The organism is Actinomyces qiguomingii, assembly GCF_004102025.1.
Lineage (GTDB): Bacteria > Actinomycetota > Actinomycetes > Actinomycetales > Actinomycetaceae > Actinomyces > Actinomyces qiguomingii.
The window spans coordinates 3,002,147-3,021,510 of the sequence record NZ_CP025228.1; the positions used below are offsets into that span (position 1 = coordinate 3,002,147).

The 19,364-nt window shown below is 65.4% G+C and carries 14 protein-coding genes; 1 reads left to right on the plus strand and 13 read right to left on the minus strand.

Annotated elements, in window-relative coordinates; genetic code table 11:
* Positions 1-12: 12 nt before the first annotated feature.
* Positions 13-1,167 carry a zinc-binding dehydrogenase gene (locus CWT10_RS12660; RefSeq protein WP_103062365.1) on the minus strand — a complete coding sequence of 385 codons (1,155 nt, stop codon included), beginning with the start codon at positions 1,165-1,167 and terminating at the stop codon, positions 13-15.
* 213 nt (positions 1,168-1,380) lie between these two features.
* Between CWT10_RS12660 and CWT10_RS12665 the strand changes: the two genes are divergently transcribed.
* Positions 1,381-2,397 (plus strand): LacI family DNA-binding transcriptional regulator, encoded by a 1,017-nt coding sequence (locus tag CWT10_RS12665; RefSeq protein ID WP_158247600.1) that lies wholly within the window; start codon positions 1,381-1,383, stop codon positions 2,395-2,397.
* Between the two features lie 1,723 nt (positions 2,398-4,120).
* On the opposite strand, the gene CWT10_RS12670 is transcribed toward CWT10_RS12665, so the two are convergent.
* From CWT10_RS12670 to CWT10_RS12725, 12 genes are all read right to left on the minus strand, one after another.
* Complete coding sequence (locus tag CWT10_RS12670) at positions 4,121-5,575, minus strand: sugar porter family MFS transporter (protein WP_103062363.1); 1,455 nt, start codon at positions 5,573-5,575, stop codon at positions 4,121-4,123.
* Between the two features lie 179 nt (positions 5,576-5,754).
* Positions 5,755-6,627: a sugar phosphate isomerase/epimerase family protein gene (locus CWT10_RS12675; protein ID WP_103062362.1), complete on the minus strand. Its 873-nt coding sequence runs from the start codon at positions 6,625-6,627 to the stop codon at positions 5,755-5,757.
* A gap of 33 nt (positions 6,628-6,660) precedes the next feature.
* On the minus strand, positions 6,661-7,671 hold the full coding sequence (locus tag CWT10_RS12680) for a Gfo/Idh/MocA family protein (protein WP_103062361.1): 1,011 nt from the start codon (positions 7,669-7,671) through the stop codon (positions 6,661-6,663).
* Positions 7,672-7,757: 86 nt separating this feature from the next.
* Positions 7,758-8,699, minus strand: coding sequence for a sugar phosphate isomerase/epimerase family protein (locus CWT10_RS12685; RefSeq protein WP_103062360.1), 942 nt, complete (start codon positions 8,697-8,699; stop codon positions 7,758-7,760).
* Between the two features lie 418 nt (positions 8,700-9,117).
* Positions 9,118-10,077, minus strand: a complete 960-nt coding sequence (locus CWT10_RS12690; protein ID WP_103062359.1) for an ABC transporter substrate-binding protein — start codon at positions 10,075-10,077, stop codon at positions 9,118-9,120.
* A 77-nt stretch (positions 10,078-10,154) separates the two neighbouring features.
* Positions 10,155-11,162: an ABC transporter permease gene (locus tag CWT10_RS12695; protein ID WP_103062358.1), complete on the minus strand. Its 1,008-nt coding sequence runs from the start codon at positions 11,160-11,162 to the stop codon at positions 10,155-10,157.
* 2 nt (positions 11,163-11,164) lie between these two features.
* Positions 11,165-12,700 carry a sugar ABC transporter ATP-binding protein gene (locus CWT10_RS12700; RefSeq protein WP_103062357.1) on the minus strand — a complete coding sequence of 512 codons (1,536 nt, stop codon included), beginning with the start codon at positions 12,698-12,700 and terminating at the stop codon, positions 11,165-11,167.
* 72 nt (positions 12,701-12,772) lie between these two features.
* Positions 12,773-13,816 carry a Gfo/Idh/MocA family protein gene (locus CWT10_RS12705; protein ID WP_218937320.1) on the minus strand — a complete coding sequence of 348 codons (1,044 nt, stop codon included), beginning with the start codon at positions 13,814-13,816 and terminating at the stop codon, positions 12,773-12,775.
* 240 nt (positions 13,817-14,056) lie between these two features.
* Positions 14,057-15,550, minus strand: a complete 1,494-nt coding sequence (locus tag CWT10_RS12710) for a CoA-acylating methylmalonate-semialdehyde dehydrogenase (protein ID WP_103062373.1) — start codon at positions 15,548-15,550, stop codon at positions 14,057-14,059.
* A gap of 80 nt (positions 15,551-15,630) precedes the next feature.
* A complete protein-coding gene (gene iolD, locus CWT10_RS12715) occupies positions 15,631-17,538 on the minus strand; it encodes a 3D-(3,5/4)-trihydroxycyclohexane-1,2-dione acylhydrolase (decyclizing) (protein ID WP_103062356.1) in 1,908 nt (635 codons plus the stop codon).
* 56 nt (positions 17,539-17,594) lie between these two features.
* Complete coding sequence (iolB, locus tag CWT10_RS12720; protein ID WP_103062355.1) at positions 17,595-18,482, minus strand: 5-deoxy-glucuronate isomerase; 888 nt, start codon at positions 18,480-18,482, stop codon at positions 17,595-17,597.
* Positions 18,479-19,357, minus strand: coding sequence for a Cgl0159 family (beta/alpha)8-fold protein (locus tag CWT10_RS12725; protein WP_103062354.1), 879 nt, complete (start codon positions 19,355-19,357; stop codon positions 18,479-18,481). The genes iolB and CWT10_RS12725 overlap by 4 nt, the downstream gene beginning before the upstream one ends.
* Positions 19,358-19,364 lie beyond the last annotated feature (7 nt).

A 19,364-nucleotide genomic window follows, 5' to 3' on the forward strand; every position in this document is an offset into this window, starting at 1 on the left:
CCCGCGCCTATCTCACAGGCTCATGTCCACTACCGCACGCCCCTGGATCTGGCGGTTGCGCAGGGCCTCGTACCCGGCACCCGCCTCCTCAAGCGGGAAGCGCCGGGAGACGACGTCCTGGTAGTTGATGACGCCGCGGGCTGCCAGGTCGACCACGGCCGGCAGGTCCTGGCGGGTGCGGGCGCCATAGGAGCCGAGGATTCGCTGCGAGCGGCGCACCGTGCGGTTGATCTCCACCTGCGCGGTCTGCACGCCGGCGCCCAGGCCGATGGGGACCATGCGGCCGCCGTCGGCCAGCACATCGAGGGCGGTCTTCCAGGTGGCGGGGATGCCGAGCGCCTCGAAGGCGACGTCGACGCCCCTACCGCCGGTCAGCTTCAGTACCTCCTCGCGGGCGTCCTGGGTGACGGAGTTGACCACGGCGGTGGCGCCGTAACCTGGCATGGGGGCGAGCTTGTCGTCGGAGACGTCAATGGCGATGACCTCACTGGCACCGAAGGCGCGCGCCACCTGGACGACGTTGGTACCCACCCCACCGGTGGCGACGACGGCGACGGTCTCCCCGAAACGCAGGTCGGCGCCGCGGCGCACGGCCCCGTAGCCGGTCATGGCGGCGCAGCCGAGGATGGCGCCTGACACCAGGTCCAGGGTGTCGGGTACGGGGGCCACGGAGGTGGCGGGGATGACCGCGTACTCGGCCAGGCCGCCCATGGAATACATGTGGATGGGGTCGCCCTCGAGCGTGGCCAGGCGGGTGGTGCCGTCGTACAGGAGGCCCTTCAGCCGGTTCAGGTCGAAGAAGGGGCCGCACAGCTCGTCGCGGCCGGCCGCGCAGGCCTCGCACTGCCCGCAGGGCATGAGGAATCCGCCGGCGACGTTCTGACCGACCTTCAGGCCGGCGTGCTCATTGCCGGGGCCGAGCTCGACGATGGTGCCGGTGACCTCGTGGCCGAGCACGGCCGGAAGCGGGAAGGCGATGGCGCCGCCGATCACGTGCAGGTCGGAGTGGCACAGGCCGCAGGCGGCGACCCTGATCAGGACCTCCCCGTTCTTGGGATGCGGGGTGCGGATGGTCTCAAGCTCGAGGCCGACCGCGGGGTCGCGCAGCACGGCGGCGCGCATGGTTTCAGGGATGATGGTGTTATGGACTGCTTCGTTGCTCGTCATGGTGAGTGTCTCTCCTGAGGCGGACGCGACGATCGCGCCCTGGCGCGAGGCCTGGGTACAGCCTAACACATCCGGCACGCTTTGTCCTGACAAAGCATGCCGGCCTGCTTCCGATCGGTAAACGAACATCCAGCCGCAAACTCATTGCGCCCACCATATGGACTACAGTCCTCCCGTCCGCATCCGCGCCAGTGCCGAGAGGAGGGGCAAGCCATGTCCACCAATGGCCACGCCGTCACCCAGTCCGACGTCGCCGCAGCCGCCGGAGTCTCGCGCAGCCTGGTTTCCCTCGCTCTTAGCGGCTCCCCCAGAGTGGCAGACGGTACACGTGCACACATCATGCAAGTGGCCGCATCCCTCGGCTATCGCATTAATACGTCCGCCTCGGCACTGGCACGCCGGCGCTCCACGACGATCGGCTTGGTGCTGCCGAACCTGCGCAACGCCTTCTTCGAGGAGGTCTCCTGCTCCCTGAACGACGTCGCCGCCGAGCACGGACTGACCGTGTTCGTCACGGTCGGTGCGGAGGATCAGGACCGACTATGCCGAGCGATCGACTCTCTCCTGGGCGTTCGGGTACTCGGGTTGATACTGGTATCCCCGTGGCTGACCGATGAGCAGCTGGTCGCACTGGGCGAGGAGACTCCCACCTGCCTGATCGGTAGACTCCCGCCCGGAGGGCATGTCGACGCCGTCCACATCGACGAGCGACACGCCGCCGAACAGATCGTCCGCCACCTGGTCTCTCGCGGGGCGAATTCTTTGGCGTATGTTGCCCCCGGGGTCGGCGACACCGCCTCCCGCCTCGCTCGCGAGGAGTCTCTATACCGGGCCGCCCGCAATGCGGGTCTGCCCATGACCACCGAGGTGGCCAGCGACGACGACGCCGGCGCCGCCGTTCGCCGTCTACTGGACGCCGGCACCCCCCGGATGGGCCTGATCGCTCATAACGACATGCTGGCCATTGAGGCCGTGGCCGTGCTGCGGGAACTCGGTTCCGGCGGTGCCGCCCCTGCCCCCCTGGCCTCCTATGACAACACCTATCTGGCCCGACACGGCGAATTCGCGCTCACCAGTCTGAATCAGCCCGCTCGCGAGATGGCCGAGCAGGCGGTACGACTCCTCCTCGAACGCGCCGACTCCCTGACCCGACACCCCGACTCACCGCCTCCCCCACAGGACATCCACGCCGAAGGTCAGCTGGTAATACGCGCCTCTTCGACGGCTTAGTGGCTCTGCCGGTTTGAGGGTGTGCTCGCCGAGTTCGGTAGATATAACCACCGAGTTCGGTCGAAATAACCGTCGAGTTCGGTAGATATAACCACCGAGTTCGGTCGTTATTACCATCGAGTTCGGTCGATATGACGATCGAGTTCGGTTGGTGGGGTCGGTGGGCCCGGGGGAAGTGTCCAGATTCGGCACGAACGATGTTCCCCCGCCCGACGTCGCTCACCAGATCCGCATGGTTCCGACGAGTCTGAGGGCGCCTGTTGGGTGGGGCGGGGTGTTTGTGCCGATTTTGGACACTTTGGCTCCCATGCTCCGGCCTGCCGTCCTGATGAGGTGAGCAGGCCAGGGCCTTCTGGTCGCCGTCCCGGCCCCCCTTGTCCGATCGGCTGGGACGCCTTTAGTGATGAACCGGGCACGCGGCCCAACTGGGCCCACCGTCCAGCCCGGCCCGCTGCCAGGCCGGGCCTGGCTGCCGGCCATGCCGGCGACGTCCGCGGCCTAGGGCATCTTGACCGTTGACCTTGGGTGCGCCGGCGTCCAAGGCAATCGCACCGGCCCGAACCAACACGCCCTCACCCGGACCACCTGCCTGCTGTCGGACCCCCTGGCTGCGGATGGACCACCTGAAACGCACTCTCAGACGGTCCAACCGCAGTAACGCGGTCCAAGTACGCGGCCAGCAGCCGGCCGGTCCCACACCCACCCACTACACCCTCAAACCGGCAGAGCCGGTTTGAGAGCTCTTCGTGTCTGAGGGTGTGGTGGAGCTGCGTTCCTTGTCGGCAGGGACGAGCCTCTGGCCCAGTCCCCGCAACACGAAGACTGGAACTGCGGACGATCGCCCCGTCCACCACCCTTTCTTACACCCAGATCCACGAGCTGAGGGGCACATGGCAGGTATGGCAGCACAGGCCTGCTAGGGCCACTCCCCACGGGCGTTGGAAGCACCCGGCGCTGGAAGAGCGGCACGGGAGGCGCGGGAGGCTTTGGCCGCAGAGAGATAGCGTCTACTACGCCACCTCGACCTCTACTACGCCACCTCGACCTCGGCTGAAGACTCCACAGCCCTTCAACAAACACCGAACCGGCGTAGTAGACCACCAACAGGCGTAGTAGACCACCCCATAACATGAAGAGCCGGTTTAGCCAGGACTCACTGGAACCTGGAACGCATCCGCCACAACCACAGCGGCCGACAATGCGGCTCTTCTGGTTTAAGGGTGTAGCGGGTGGATGCGGTCCCGGCTGGTTGCTGGCCTCGTACTTGGACCGGGCTTCTGCCGTTGGACCGTCTGAGAGCGTGTTTCAGGTGGTCCAACGGCAGCTAGGCGGTCCATCCGCAGCCAGACGATCCAACCGCAGCCAGACGATCCAACCGCAGCCAGACGATCCAACCGCAGCCAGACGATCCAACCGCAGCCAGACGATCCAACCGCAGCCAGACGATCCAACCGCAGCCAGACGATCCAACCGAACTCGATGGTAATAACGACCGAACTCGGCAAACACACCCTCATACCGGAAGAACCGGCAATGCTCGGAGCGGCTTACACGCCCATTGCCCACAGCCGAACTTCTACCTGGTGGCCCAGACACTGCTGAATGAGATGCGAATTCTCACCGTTTAGGAATGCCGCAGCGCCCCGGTTGGCCAGGGCCTTCCCCAACCAACCGGGGCGCATGCGTTGCGCTGTCCCCGGCACGCGCCGGGAACGCGATGGGCTCACCCGCCGCGCTTGAAGAGCTCGCCGCTCATCACATCGGCCTCAAGCTGCTCCAGCGTGCGCCCCTTGGTCTCGGGCACGAACAAGAAGAAGAAGATGAAGGCCACGACGTTCAACGCAGCGAAGGCGAGGAAGGACATGGACAGCCCGATGGCCGCAATGACACTGGTGAAGACCAGTCCCAGGATGGAGTTGGTCATCCACAGCACGAAGACCGACAGGCCCATGCCGAAGGCCCGCATCTTGAGCGGGAAGATCTCCGAAAGCGTCACCCAGGTGGCCACGTTCAGGCACAGCTGCATGGCCCCCACGAAGAACACGATCAGCGCCAGCAGCACGAAGGGCTTGGCGCCTCCCTCCGGCAGAAAATGTGCCGCTGAGGCAATGAGAACGTGCGAAACCGCAACCAGGCCGTAGCCCCACAGGAAGGTCTTGCGCCGAGAGAAGCGGTCCATCATCTGCAGGGCGATGATCGCGGCGATGACCGAGATCGTGGCCGGAGCGATATTGGCAATGAGGGCAGCGCCCGTATCGAAGCCGGACTCCTCCAGCACCCGCTCACCGTAGTAGAGGATGGAGTTGATGCCGGTGGTCTGCTGGAAGAAGCCGATGCCACAGCCGATGAGGACAATGCGCACCAGATTCTTGTTGGAGAAGATCTCCCTGATTGACATGTTGACCCGACTGGCCTCCTCCCGGCTGGCGGCCTTAATCTCGGCCAGTTCGGGCGCTGCCCGTCCCTCGGGCCTGAGGTCGTCGAGGATCTTCAGGGCCTCCTCCTCGCGGCCCTTGTCGGCCAACCACCGGGGGGACTCGGGCAGGCGGGTCACCCCGAGCAGCAGGAGGATGGCGGGGACAGCCGCCAGCGCGAACATGGCTCGCCACACCCACGGGTACTGGCTGCCCCAGACGTTGCCGATGATGGCATTCATGACAATGGCCAGGAGCTGGCCGGTCACGATCATCATCTCGTTGCGGCCGGCCAGGGAACCGCGGATCTCATACGGCGCGAGCTCGGCCAGATAGACGGGAACCACCACGGAGGCCGAGCCCACGGCGAGCCCCAGGATGACGCGGCCCACGGCCAGCATGGGCAAATTGACGGCGGTGACGACGACCACCACACCCGCGATGAACAGGGAGGCCATGACGGTGATCGTGGTCTTGCGGCCGATCCTGTCCGAGATGCGGCCGCCGGTCAAAGCACCGACGGCGCTGGCGAACAGCAGCGAACTGACGGCGATGCCGAGACCGAACTCGGTCAGATCCAACTGGTCGGGCCGCACCATGAAGCTCTGGGCGCCGTTGATGACGCTGGTGTCGTAGCCGAAGAGCAGACCTCCCAGGGTGGCGATCAGGGCGACGACGGTCAGGCGGGCACGGTAGGGACCGGGCGTGAGTGGAGGAAGCTTGGCGCCACCGCTTTGCGCAGTAGCAGTTGGGCTATGGGACACATTGACTCCTTTGTCGGTTCGATCAGTCGAGGATGGGCTAATACACACAAAGACCAAATATCAGGACAAATTCCCGCAAATGATCCAACCCACTGTTTACGAACGTCGATTTTGCTGAATGACTTATAGGCGTTAGGGGCCGGTCGCTCCACGCCGCGCGGAAGCGGCCGGCCCCGGATTCAGGCTCCGAGCTCCTGGGTCAGGCGCTCCAGCGCGGCCTTGTTGTACTCGTCGGCCCGCTCATGCCAGCCGAAGATGCAAACGGAGATCACGCCGTCGAAGCCGACCTCGCGCAGCGTCGAGAAGACCTGATCCCAGGGAACCTCGCCGTTGCCGATGGCGTTGTGCTGGTGGACGGTGACGTCGGCACCCGGCGGGTTGATGATGTACCGGTTGCCGTCGTTGATGCGGTGGTTGAAGCCGTCGGAGACGTGCACCTCACGGAGCTTGCCCGCCGCTGCCGCGGTGCGGATCATACGGTCGGCGTCACCGGCGCCGTCGGACAGGTGGAAGGTGTGCGGGCAGCAGTACTCGTACCCGAGCCAGTCCTTGTCCACGGATCGGACGAGTTCGAGGGCCCGGTCGTGCAACTCGACGAAGTCGTAGGGATGCGCCTCCATATTCAGGCGGATACCGTACTTCTCGAAGTGCGGGATCAGCTCCTCAATGGACTTGTACCACTGCTGCTCGGAGCGACTGGCGCGGTTGCGGTCGCCGGAGAACTCCGAGACGATGTCGCGCACATCCAGGGCGTCGGCCAGCTCCAGCAGGCGCCGCCAGTTGCGCACCTGTGCCTGCCGCTCGGCCTCGTCTGGCGAGGACCAGTTGAACACGGGGTTCAAGGTACGCACCTTGACGCCGGAGTCCTTCTCCGCCTGCTTGAGCTCAGCGATGAAGGCCCGGTCGGCCTTGGGATAGTGGTGCCAGAGATGGAACTCGTTGTTGGGCGATAGCTCCACATACTTGAATCCGAGCTGCGCGGCCTTGTGCAGGGTGTCCGCGGTGGACATGCTCAGGTAGTACATGTTCGGATCAAGTGCGATATCAACCATGGTGTCTCTCCTCTGCGTATCCGGCCGGGCCACTCAGGCGTAGAAGTCCGGCTTGTCAATGAGGGTGACGTCTACCAGTGGGGAGGAGGAGTCCTCCAGGGAGGCGACGGCGGCATCGACCACACAGGTAGCGGCGTAGCCGTCCCAGGAACTCGAGCCGGTGTGCTCGTCACGGGCGACGGCATTGATCCACTCCTGGAACTCGCGGTTGAAAGCGGCCTGGAAGCGGTCGATGTGCGAGCCGCACATGGCGTTGCGGTTGCCGTGGGCGTCGCGGATGTGGATCTTCTCCTGGTCGCCCAGGCGCACCGCCGCGGTCTCGAGCACGAGCTCGCATTCGATGGAGTAGGCCCACTGCAGGTTGACGTTGACCTCGTCGTCGATGCGCACGCCGGACTCGGTGTACATGACCACCACAACCGGGTCGATCAGGTGCTCGAAGCGGTGGGTGGTTGACTTCGGGCGCTCGACGCGGACCTTGACGATCTCCTCCCCCAGCAGCCAGCGCATGGTGTCGATCTCGTGGATGGCGGTGTCGTCGATGGCCATGCGGGAGGTGTAGGACTCCGGGACGGAGGGGTTGCGGTGGCGGTTGTGGACCAGGAGGGCTTGGCCGTTCTCGCCAGCCTCCAGGACGGCCTTCATCTCGTTGTAGGCGGCGTCGAAGCGGCGCATGAAGCCGACGGTGACCAGCTTCTTGCCGGCCTTCTGCTCGGCCTGCATGATCTTGATGCAATCCTCGGCGGTGGTGGCCAGGGGCTTCTCGCACAGGACGTACTTGCCGGCCTGGATGCACTTGATGACGTCGGGGGCGTGAACCTTGCCGAAGGTGGCAATCACGACGGCGTCGACCTCGGGGTCGCCAATCAACTCCTCGGAGGTGTCATACACCTTGGCGGCGTAGGGCTCGGCGGCCGCCGCGGCGGCGTCGTGGTTGATGTCCGCCACGGCGACGATCTTGCCGCCGGACAGATCATTGGCGATGCGGGCGAGGTGGGCGCGGCCCATGCCGCCGGCACCGATGAGACCAATGTGAACAGTCATGATTTCTCTCTTCCTTGAGGATTCGTGGTAGATGAAGGCTTGCCGCCTGATCGGCGGCCCCGGTTGGGGCCGCCGAGTGTCGCCGCTCAGGCGAGGCCCAGGCCGCACTCGGCCAGGTAGGTGCGCATGTTGATGGCATTGGGCTTGGGGAAGGACGGGTCACAGGGGTAGCAGTCCTGCTCGCAGATGCAGTAGATCGGCTTGTCCAGTTCGGCCAGCGCATCCACGAAGGCGTGCATCTCCGGCAGGCCGGCCGGCGGGCAGACCGAGGCGCCCTTGGTGACGGCCTCGCCGAAGGGCCAGTCCTTCTCATGGGCCTCACGGGTGATGTCCTCGTCGAAGGCCTTGATGTGCACGTAGGTAATGCGCTCGGGGTACTTCTTGCACAGCTCCACCGGGTCGCCGCCGCCGTAGACGACGTGACCGGAGTCCAGGCACAGGTTGACGTACTTGGGGTCGGTGGCGTCGAAGATGCGGGCGATCTCCTCGGGCGTTTCGATGTGGGAGTCACCGTGCGGATGCAGCACCATCTTCAGGTTGTACTCGTCCAGCAGCATCTGCCCCAGGGCGTTGGCGTGCTCGACATACAGCTTCCAGGCGTCGTCGGACAGGACACGGTCGTCGGTCCACTCCCAGGTCTTGTCATCGCGGTAGAGCGGGGGCAGGTGGACCATGTACTCCGCGCCGACGGCCGCGTGGGTCTCGGCAATCTCACGGAAATGCTTGACCGTCTCGGGCCAGGCCTCCGCCTTGTGCAAAATTCCCCAGCCGGTCCCGGCGACGACACGCATGCCGTACTCGTCGCACCACTTCTGGAGCTCTTTGGGATCGGTGGGGAAGTATCCCCACGGGCCGGTCTCGATGACTTCGAAGCCGGCCTCGGCCATCTCCTCCCAGGCCTGACGAGGAGCCATCTGCTTGGGATCGTCGGCGAACCAGACACCCCACTGGTCCGGACACACGCCGATGGTGAGCTTGGAGTACTTCGGGTCGTTGGTGTTGACAGCCTTCGAGGCGGTAGACGTCATTGTCACTCCTGAGAGTTCAGATCGGTTGCTCGAGACGATGAGGGAACCGTCCCGCACGTCCGAATCGTTTCGGACACCACCGAGTGTAGCCGCCGTCCACCCAAAACGCCAGAGTTATGTCCGGACAAATTTTCTCGACCCCCAGAGCCCGCGTCGGGCCTGCGCCACCGCGAGCGTCAGCAGACCCCTCGGCCCGACCCTGGGGCCGCGGCGGCATCACCGTGGCGTCATCACCGCGACGTCATCACCGCGGCGTCATCACCGTGGCGGCATCGCCCCACGAACACCGCCACAGCCGACTACAACCGGTCTCCGGCGCACCAAACGCTTGCACATTCAAGCCGGGAGTGCGCGCACCGGCCCCACCACCGCGGGGTGGTGGGGCCGGTGCGGAGTTCAGGGCTCTTCGTCACGGGGATCAGTCGTAGACGGCCTCCTGGATCTCCGGATCCTGCATGTTGGTGGCGTCGTACCAGTAGTAGCCCGAGTCGATGAACTTCTCCACGGTCTCGCCGTCGACCACCTGCTTAGCGGTGGTCACCGCCTGGTAGCCCATCTGGTAGGGGTTCTGGGTGACCGATCCCGTGATTGCGCCAGAGGTGATGAGGTCCATCTGAGGCTTACCGGAGTCGAAGCCGACAACCTTGGCGCTCGCCCCCGCGGTCTGCACGGCCTGGGCTGCAGCCACCGCGCCGTCGTCGTCCGTGGCGAAGATACCGGCCAGGTCGGCATTGGCCTGGATGATCGCCGCGGTCTGCTGCTGGGCGATGGCCTGGTCTGAGTTGTTGTACTGGACATCGACGATCGTGATGCCCGGGGCATTGGCCGTGATCCATTCCCGGAAGCCCTGCTCGCGGTCCTGCCCGGTCAAGGAGGTCTGGGAGTGGCAGATGATAGCGACCTTGCCGGTGGCGTTGAGCTGTTCAGACAGCCGCGTAGCAGCCTCGGCGGCGGCCGCCTTATTGTCGGTTGCCACCGTGGACACCGGGATATCCGATCCCGGCACACCGGAGTCGAAGGCCACCACGGGGATGGAGGCATCGGCGAACTGCTGGAGCACCGTGCCCTGGGCATCGGAGTCCAGAGCGGCGAAGACCAGTGCGGCGGGCCGCTTAACCAGGGCCTGCTGGAGCTGGTCGTTCTGGCGAGGGACGTCGGTCTCGGTGTCGGGACCGTTGAAGGTCACCGTGATACCGAGATCCTTGCCGGCAGCCTCGGCGCCGGCCTTCACCGTCGCCCAGAAGGGGCTGGCGTAGCCCTTGGCCACCACGGCGATGGTCTTGTTATCGCCTCCCTCCGAGCGGCTGCAAGCGGCAACACCGGCGATGGGGATGAGGGTCAGGCCGGCGGCCAGAGCGTGGCGTCGGGATAGGTTCATTATCAGATCTCCTTGTTGTTCATGGATGGTCTTGGCCCGCCTCCGGGCCTGGGGTGAAGTGAGCGCTATGGCTCGTATCACTTCTTCTGACGACGGGTGTCGAGGTACACGGCGGCCAGGACGACGATGCCCAGAAGCACCTTCTGCCACTGGTCCGGGATAGACATGAGCACCGCACCATTGCGAATGGTGGCGATGACAATGGCGCCTACGACCGAGCCCACGACCGAAGCGCGACCGCCCAGCAGGGAGGCACCTCCGAGCACTGCCGCGGCGATCGCGTACATCTCATAGGACTGGCCCACGTCGGGCTTGCCGGAGGCCAGGCGTGAGGCCATGAGAATACCGGCCGTGCCGGTGAAGGTACCGCCCAGGGCGTAGACATAGAACTTCCAACGGCGCACGTTGACACCGGACAGGCGCGTGGCCTCCTCATTGGAGCCGATCGCCAGGGCGTAGCGGCCGATAAGGGTGCGATTGAGCAGATACCAGGCGATTGTGGCGGCAACGGCCAGAAGGAAGACAGCGTTGGTGATGCCTAGGGTCTTCCCCTGCCCGAGGGTGAGGAAGGAGCTGAACTCAGACAGCGGGATCGCCGAAGTTCCCGAAATGACCATGGCCATACCCCAGGCGACGAGCATCATGGCCAGCGTGGCGATCATGGGCTGCATTCTCAGGTAGGCGACAAGCAGGCCGTTCATGCAGCCCAGGGCGGCGCCGGAGAGCAGGCCGGCCAGAACTCCCAGCACGATTACCACCGGAGTGCTCATCCCCAACGCAGCCGCCCACTTCATGACCACTGCCAGGCACACCCCGGTGAAGGCTATGCCGAAGCCCGGGGTCAGGTCGATCCCGCCCGTGGCGATGACGAAGGTCAGCCCCAGCGAGAGCAGCACGTAAACGGACGCGTCGAGCAGGAGCGCCGAGAAGTTCGAGACCTGCAAGAAGAACGGGCTGGCGATCGAGAAGACGATGATGAGGATGAGCTCGGATACCACCACTAGGACCTGGGAGGAGTGACGCTGGAGGAATCCGGTCTTCACCCCCTTTTTCGACCGTTGCAACAGGTTCGTCGACAGTGACATGCTCACTTGGGCTCCTTTGTCTGCTCGGTAGTCTGGCCGGTGGCCAGCGCCATGATCGAATTCTGGGTCGCCTCCTCATTGGTGAGGGTCCCAGTGACCCGTCCCTCCCACATGACCACGATCCGGTGGGAGAGGCGCAGAACCTCGGGGATCTCCGAGGATATGACGATAATGGACTTGCCCTGGGCAGCCAGGCTGTTGAGCAGGTCATGGATCTCGTCCTTTGCGCCGACGTCGATGCCGCGCGTCGGCTCATCGAAGATGAGAATGTCGCAGTCCCGGGCCAGCCACTTACCGATGACGACCTTCTGTTGGTTGCCACCCGAGAGGTTGCGCGCCAGTTGATTGATGGAGGGAGTCTTGACCCGCAACCGATCCACGTAGGTATCGGTGGTGGAGGCCGCCTTGGAGTCGTCGACGACGATGCCGCGCGCCCATGACCGGTAGGAGGGCAGGGCGGTGTTCTCCACCAGATCCTTTTCCAACAGGAGCCCGTAGCGCTTACGATCCTCCGACAGGTAGGCGATGGAATGTCTGACGGCCTGCTCGGGGGAATCGATACGTACCCGCTTGCCTTCAACCTCGATGGTGCCCGAGGTGTGCGGGTCGGCGCCGATGAGGGCACGCGCGGTCTCGGTGCGCCCAGCGCCTACGAGTCCGGCGAATCCCAGGATCTCTCCGCGACGCAACTCAAAGCTGACGTTCCTGAGCAGATCCTTAGTCGAAAGGTTCTCGACCTTCAGCACCGTCTCGGGTTCGCCCTCCAGGGGCGTGGGCCGGATGTTGGAGTCGATGCGCCGGCCCACCATCTGCTCGATGATGCTGTCGACACTCAGACCTGCAGCCGGCGTGGTGGCGATCCATTGCCCGTCGCGCATGACGGTAATGGTGTCCGAGACCCGCTTTATCTCATTCATCCGGTGTGAGATGTAGACAATCGCGGTGTCCTCGGTGACGAAGTCGTCCATGACCTTGAACAGAGCCTCGGTCTCCCGCTCGGTCAGCGCCGCCGTAGGCTCATCCATGATGAGGACCTTGGCGTTGAAGGACAGCGCCTTGGCAATCTCGACCATCTGCTGGGTGGCGACCGTCAGGTCTCCGACCATCGCATCGGGATCGAGGTTCAGGCCCACCCGCTCCAAGAGCTCATCGGTGGCCCGGCGCATCTTGGACGGCGAGAGATTGAAGCGGATACCGTTGTACTGCTCCCTGCCGAAGAAGATGTTCTGCGCAACCGTGAGATCGGGCATGAGGTTGAGTTCCTGGTGGATGATTGAGATGCCCTTGGACTGGGCGTCCAGAGGATCTCGAATCGTCGTCTCCTGACCCTTCAGGCGGATGGTGCCGTCATCGGGCTGGTGGATGCCGCCCAAGACCTTCATCAAAGTGGATTTGCCCGCCCCGTTCTCACCGACCAGGGAGTGCACCTCCCCCGGTCTGAGGGTGAATTGCACCCGGTCGAGTGCCAGGACGCCGGGGAACCTTTTGGTAATTCCCTCGACCTCGATGAGTGGCGCGCCAGCGCCGTCACTCGTCATCTCGCATACTTTCCTTCCTGTGAGTAATGGTTTGCGCGCCCAGGCCCCACCGCCCGGGCGCCCGCGGGGCGCTCAGGACTGGATCTCCTCCAGCCGCACCGGCCGCCCCTGCTCGTAGGAGACGCCCAGGGCGATGGCCACCCGCAGCGCCTCCAGTGCTTCACGGGCATCGCACCTGCTTGTCGCTCGGCCCGCCACCACGTCAATGAAGGCGCGTAGCTCTCGGCCGTAGCAGTCGGCAAAGCGGGCGATGAAATCTACCCAGGGCTCCGAGCCGGGGAAGTCCGCGCCGGGCTCCACGCTGACCAGAGGAACCTTGGGCTCCAGGCCTACAGTGGCATTGGCGCGGGTTCCCGAGATCTCCATCCGCACGTCGTAGCCCTGCCCGTTGTTACGGGAGGTCTGAGCCGTCACCAGGGTGCCGTCGTCCAGGCGCATCAGGGCCACGCCCTCGTCAATGTCGCCGTAAGTGCGGAAATAATCGGCGCCCCGCACCTGGCCGAAGGCCATCACCTCCACGACTTCGCGACCAGTGACCCAACGCAGCGCGTCAATGTCGTGGATCAGGCAGTCCCTCCAGATACCGCCGGACATCGCCACGAAGGATTCTGGCGGCGGGTTCTGGTCGCAAGTGAGCATGTGAACACGATGGACCTGTCCGAGCTCGCCGGCTCGGACCCGCCGCCTGGCCTCACTGTAGGCGGGGTCGAAGCGGCGCTGGAAGCCGATCTGGGAGGCGATCCCGGCCTGGCTGACTGCGTCGATGCAGCGCTGGGTGCCGGCCAGATCGGAGGCCAACGGCTTCTCACAGAAGAACGGCAGACCGACGCGGGCGCAGGACAGCACCAGTTCCTCATGGGTCGCGGTCGGTGTGGCGATGACGACGGCGTCGTACTCCTCCGGACAGGCGAATACCTGCTCGGCAGTGGTGTGCTCAACCGCTGTGCCCGAGGCGGGCTTGAGGCCCTGAGCCACCTCACGGGCGCGCTCAGGATCGGCATCCGCCACGGTCAGCACGACCTCCTCGATCGCGGCTAATGCCGCGGCGTGCCCCCGACCGATGCGACCCGCACCCAGAAGGGCGCAATGAATCCCAGAATAAGTTGTCTGGACCATCGATGACCTCGTTTCAAGGCAAGGCGAGACACCTTGCAGGCAATCGCATTCTGATGGAGCGTAAGCGCCCTCGCCCGCAATCTCACCACTTCGAAATGTCGTGACAAAACTCTAGCACAGTTGAGTGTCATCACACGCTACTTCTTGCGTCGCAAACGTCCCGTGCCCAGCGGCGGACGCAGCACAACGAGCCCTCGCCCCGCAGACAAGCCCCTGCGGGGCGAGGACTCGCACAGACAATCACTCCTCGCGCTGGAAGGACATGGTGGCGGCGTAGGTCTTCTCACTGGGCCAGCGGGAGGTGATCGCCTTGGCCCGGGTATAGAACTTCACGCCCTCCGGCCCGTGGATGTGGGTGTCCCCGAGCAGAGACTCCTTCCACCCGCCGAAGGAGTAGTAGGCGACCGGGGTGGGAATCGGTACGTTGATGCCGACCATGCCGGCGTCAACGTCCAACTGGAAGCGCCGGGCGACCCCGCCGTCGTTGGTGAAGATGGCCGAGCCGTTGCCATACGGAGAGGAGTTGACGATCTTGATGGCCTCGTCGTAGGTCTCCGCGTGCACGATCGAGAGCACCGGCCCGAACACCTCCTGCTGGTACAGCTCTGAGTCCAGCGGAACGTTGTCAACAATAGTGGGGCCCAGGAAGTGGCCGTTCTCATGGCCGGGGATCACCAGGCCGCGGCCGTCCAGGACCACCTCACCGCCCTTGGACTCGCCCTCATTGATCAGGCCGACGATGTTCTCCTTGGACTTGGCGTCGATGACCGGTCCCATCTCCACGCCCTCGTCCATGCCGTAGCCGACCTTGATCTTCTCCGCATACGCCTTCACCCGCCGGGCCAGGTCCGGGCCGATCCCGCCGACGGCCACGACGACGGGCAGGGCCATGCACCGCTCACCGGCGGCGCCGAAGGCCGCGGCGCAGATGTGCTGGGCGGCAAAGTCCAGGTCGGCGTCGGGCATGACGATGGCGTGGTTATTGGCCCCACCCAGCGCCTGCACCCGCTTGCCGTGGGTGACGCCGGTGTCCTGCACGATATGCGCCACCGGGGTGGAGCCCACAAAGGAGATAGCGTCGATACCCGGGTGCTCCAGCACCTTGGTCACCATCTTGCGGTTACCGGAGACCACATTGAACACGCCGTCGGGCAGGCCCGCCTCCTTGTACAGCTCGGCGGTCAGCAGGGCCGCCGACGGCGTCGCGGAGGCGGGCTTGAGGATGAAGGCGTTGCCGGTGGCGATTGCGATCGGGTGCATCCACATGGGCACCATGGCCGGGAAGTTGAAGGGGCAGATGCCTGCAACCACACCTACCGGCTGACGCAAGGTGTGGATATCCACGCCGGTGGAGATGTCATAGGAGTACTCCCCCTTCAGCGCAAGGTTGATCGCCGTGGCGAAGTCGAGAGTCTCCCGTCCCCGCTGGATCTCCCCGACGGCGTCGGAGTAGTTCTTGCCGTGCTCGGCCACGATCATCCGGGCCATCTCATCCTGATGCTCCAGGACCAGCTCGCGCATGCGGAACATGACAGCGGTGCGCTTGGCCAGGGAGTACTTGCCCCATTCCCTCTGCGCCCGTATGGCCACCTCGACGGCGTAGTCCAGATCCGCGTCCGAGGCCTGCAACAGCTCGGCCTCCACCTGGCCGGTGCCCGGATTCTCCACCGGGAAGCGGCCAATCGGACTGCCCTCGTAGGGTTTGCCGTCAACCCAGTGGGCGATGGTCCGCAGCTCGGAGGCCGCTGGCGTGGTCTGTGTCATTACTGACTCCTTCTTGGGTTCTCTTCAGCTTAGTTCAGACGGTGTGTGAGTCACAGGTAGTGGCGCTGCGGCTTTCGATCCTCGACGTACTGCTCGTAGGCCTTCCGCGTGGACTCCAGGTTGGAAACTCCGGACACCGGCACGTCCCACCAGGAGGAGGACGGCGGGTTGGGCCCGTACAGGTCGGTCTCGATGTGGATCATGGCGGCCTCATCGCCGGCGTGCGCCTGCGCGTAGGCCTCTTTGAACTCCGCGATGGTGGCAACCCGGTACACCTTCAGGCCCCAGGACTCGGCGTTCGCGGCGATGTCCACCCCGGCGATCTTGTCCTCATCTTGCAGGTGCCCGCCCCGGCCGCGCCGCCGGTACTTAGTGCCGAATCGCTGGGAGCCGTGGGACTCCGACAGCGAGCCGATGGAGGCGAATCCGTAGTTCTGCAGCAGCACGTAGATGACCTTCACGCCCTCTTGAGCCACCGTGGCCAGTTCCATGGGCAGCATCTGGTAGGTGCCGTCTCCGACTATGGAGACGACCTCGCTGTCCGGTCGGGCGAGTTTGACGCCCATGGCCGCCGGGATCTCATAACCCATGCAGGAGAAGGCGTACTCCACGTGGTACTGGATGGGGGTACGGGCCTGCCAGAGGGCCTGCAGATCACCGGGCATGGACCCGGCCGCGTTGATGACCACGTCCTGGTCACCCAGCAATTCGTTGAGGGCGCCGAAGACCTCGGTCTGTGCCGGCAGCGGGGCATGACCCAGGTGGTAGCACTTGTCGATGGCGGCGAACCAGGCCTGGCGCTCGCGGGAGATCTCCTCGGTGTAGGCGGCATCGACGTGGTAGTCGGCCAGAGCCCGCGTCAGGGCCACAAGGGCCTCCCGGGCGTCGGCGACCACCATCTCGGCACTCTGCTTGGCGGCGTCGAAGGCGGCGACGTTGACGTTGACGAACTTGACGTCGGGGTTCTTGAACTGGGTCTTGGAAGCAGTGGTGAAGTCGGAGTAGCGGGTACCGACGCCGATGATCAGATCGGCCTGATCTGCCAGGTGGTTGCCGGAGTCACCACCGGTGGAGCCGACCCCGCCGACGGCGCAGGGGTGGTCGAAGTTGATGGCGCCCTTGCCGGCCTGGGTGTCAGCCACCGGGATGCCGGTGGCGGTGGCGAAGGCGCGCAGCTCCTCGGAGGCCTCGGAGTAGATGGCCCCACCGCCGGCGATCAACAGCGGCCGCTTGGCGGCGCGGATCAGGGCTACGGCGCGCTCGAGGGCGGCCGGCTCGGGCACGGGACGGCGCACGTGCCACACGCGCTTGCGGAAGAACTCAACCGGCCAGTCATGAGCCTCTGCCTGGACGTCCTGCGGCATGGCGATGGTCACGGCGCCGGTGTCCGCTGGATCGGTGAGTACCCGCATGGCGGCCAGCAGCGAAGGAATCAGCTGCTCGGGACGGTTGATGCGGTCGAAGAACCGGGACACGGGCCTGAAGGCGTCGTTGACGGTGACGTCCAGCGTGGTGGGGTCCTCCAGCTGCTGGAGCACCGGGTCGGGCACGCGGGTGGCGAACTGGTCGGAGGGGAACAGCAGCACGGGCAGGCGGTTGGTGGTGGCCAGGGCAGCGCCGGTGACCATGTTGAGTGAGCCCGGACCGATGGAGGCGGTGCACATGTAGGTCTGCAACCGGTTAGTGGTCTTGGCGAAGGCGGCGGCCGCATGCACCTGCCCCTGCTCGTTGCGGGGCATGATGTAGGGCATCGGCTCTTCCCCCTCCAGGGGGGCGATCTCATTCTGCAGCAGCGCCTGGCCGATGCCAGCGACGTTGCCGTGGCCGAAGATGCCGAAGGCGCCGGCGATCAGTCGCTGCTCGACGCCGTCGCGCTCGGAGTACTGGTTGGACAGGAAACGGATGGTCGCCTGGGCGACGGTCAGGCGGATAGTGCCCGTGTAGGCCTCGTTACTCATGTGATTGTTCTCTTCTGCATTAGGGCGGTTGGTGGATTGGAGCGTAGCTCAGGTCATCAATGCGTCATGGGCAGGCGCGGGTCGATCTCCTGACTTTCCCAGGTGCTGCGGATCCAGTGGTGCGCGGGGTCGTCGGGCGCCAACCAGACCAGGTCCTCGGCCGGGCCGGCCATGACGTTGAGGTAGTACATGTCATAGCCGGGCGCGGCCACGCAGGGGCCGTGATAGCCGTAAGGAACCAGGGCGACGTCCCCCTGGCGGACCTCGGTGCACAGGTCGATGGGGCGTTCCGGGCTGGAGGCGTAGGTGCGGTGCAGTCCGAAACCGGGGGTCCCATCCGGGGCGTTGCGGATCTCGAAGTAGTAGATCTCCTCGAGCTCGCGCTCATCAGCGGAGGCGACGTCGTGCTTGTGGGCCGGGTAGGAGGACCAGTTGCCCCCCGGGGTGAGCACCTCGCAGCACAGCAGGTGCGAAGTGTCCACGCCGTTGTTCAGGGCGTAGTTGTTCACCTGCCGGGAGCAGTCCCCCGCACCGCGCAAGTCGGTGCGCACCTGGTCGCGCCCGTAGTAGGCCACCGGCAGGTCGCGGCAGGCCACGGCCGCCGGCAGGGCGAAACGACCTCCCCCGTGGGAAGTGATGGTGAATGTCTTGCCGCGCGGCACGTACAAGTAGTCGGTGATCTCCTCGAATACACCGCTGCGGCCCGCTAGCTCGTAACACCGCCCGTCCACCAGCACGGTGGCGGCCCCCTCCAGCGGTAGCACCAGCAACTCGTTTTCACCGCTTTCCAGGGTGGCGGAGCGGTCCGGGGCGAGCACGCACACGCGCAGCCCGCAGTAAGTCCAGCCCGCGCGGGCGGGATCGACGTCTACGGTCAGGGTGTCGTGACCGCTGGAGCCTGCGGGCACGTAGATGTCGGATGCGTGTGGGGCGGTGTCGTTCATGAGAGCAGTCCTACGGTGTTGTCGACGGCGGCGGCTACGTCGTCGTCTGGGGGAAACAGGAGGGAACGGCCGATTACCAGTCCCTTGACGGTGGGCAGGGCCAGCGCCCTGGCCCAAGATTCCCGGGCGGCCGCGGCGTCCGGGGAAACAGCCCCGCCCAGGATCAGGGCGGGCAGTGTGGAGGCCTCCATGACGCGCTCCATATCCGCCACGGCAGGCAGTTTGAGCCAGGTGTGGGCGGAGGTACGGCCCAGGCCGGAGGCGATGGCCATGGCCGTCATCACGGCGTCGGGGCTGAGGTCATTGACTACGCGGCCCGACTCCCAGCGGGAGATGAATGGCTCCACCATGGCCATGACTCCGCGCTCGGCCAGGGCATTGACGGCGGCAGCGCAGGCCGAGATGGTGTCGGCGGTGGCGGGGTCCGAGTAGTTTATGCGCAGCAACATTTTGCCGCCGTCCAGCCCCGCCCCCACCACCCCGGCGGCGTCGTAGCCGGTGAAGCGGTCATCCATTTCAAATGCGGAGCCGACCAGACCGCCGCGGTTCATGGAGCCGTATACGAGTTTGCCGTCCAGGGCGCCCAGCAGCGCCAGATCCTCAATCAGGTCGGCGGTGCCGAGGAAGCCGTTCACACCAGGACGTGACAGGGCGGTGGCGCAGCGGGCGAGCACCTGCTCCCGGGATGCCATGGCCATGGGATCGGTGCCGGCCGCGAGCGCCCCACGGGCGGGGTGGTCGCAGGCGATGATCATGAGCTTGCCATCGCCCTCGGGGAGCACGGCGCGGGGGCGATCGGCAAGCGCCTGAGCGATGCGCTCGGGGGCATGGGTGCGGATCTCAACGATCCGGTCGGTTAGCGGCGTATCAGGCATGCTCCAC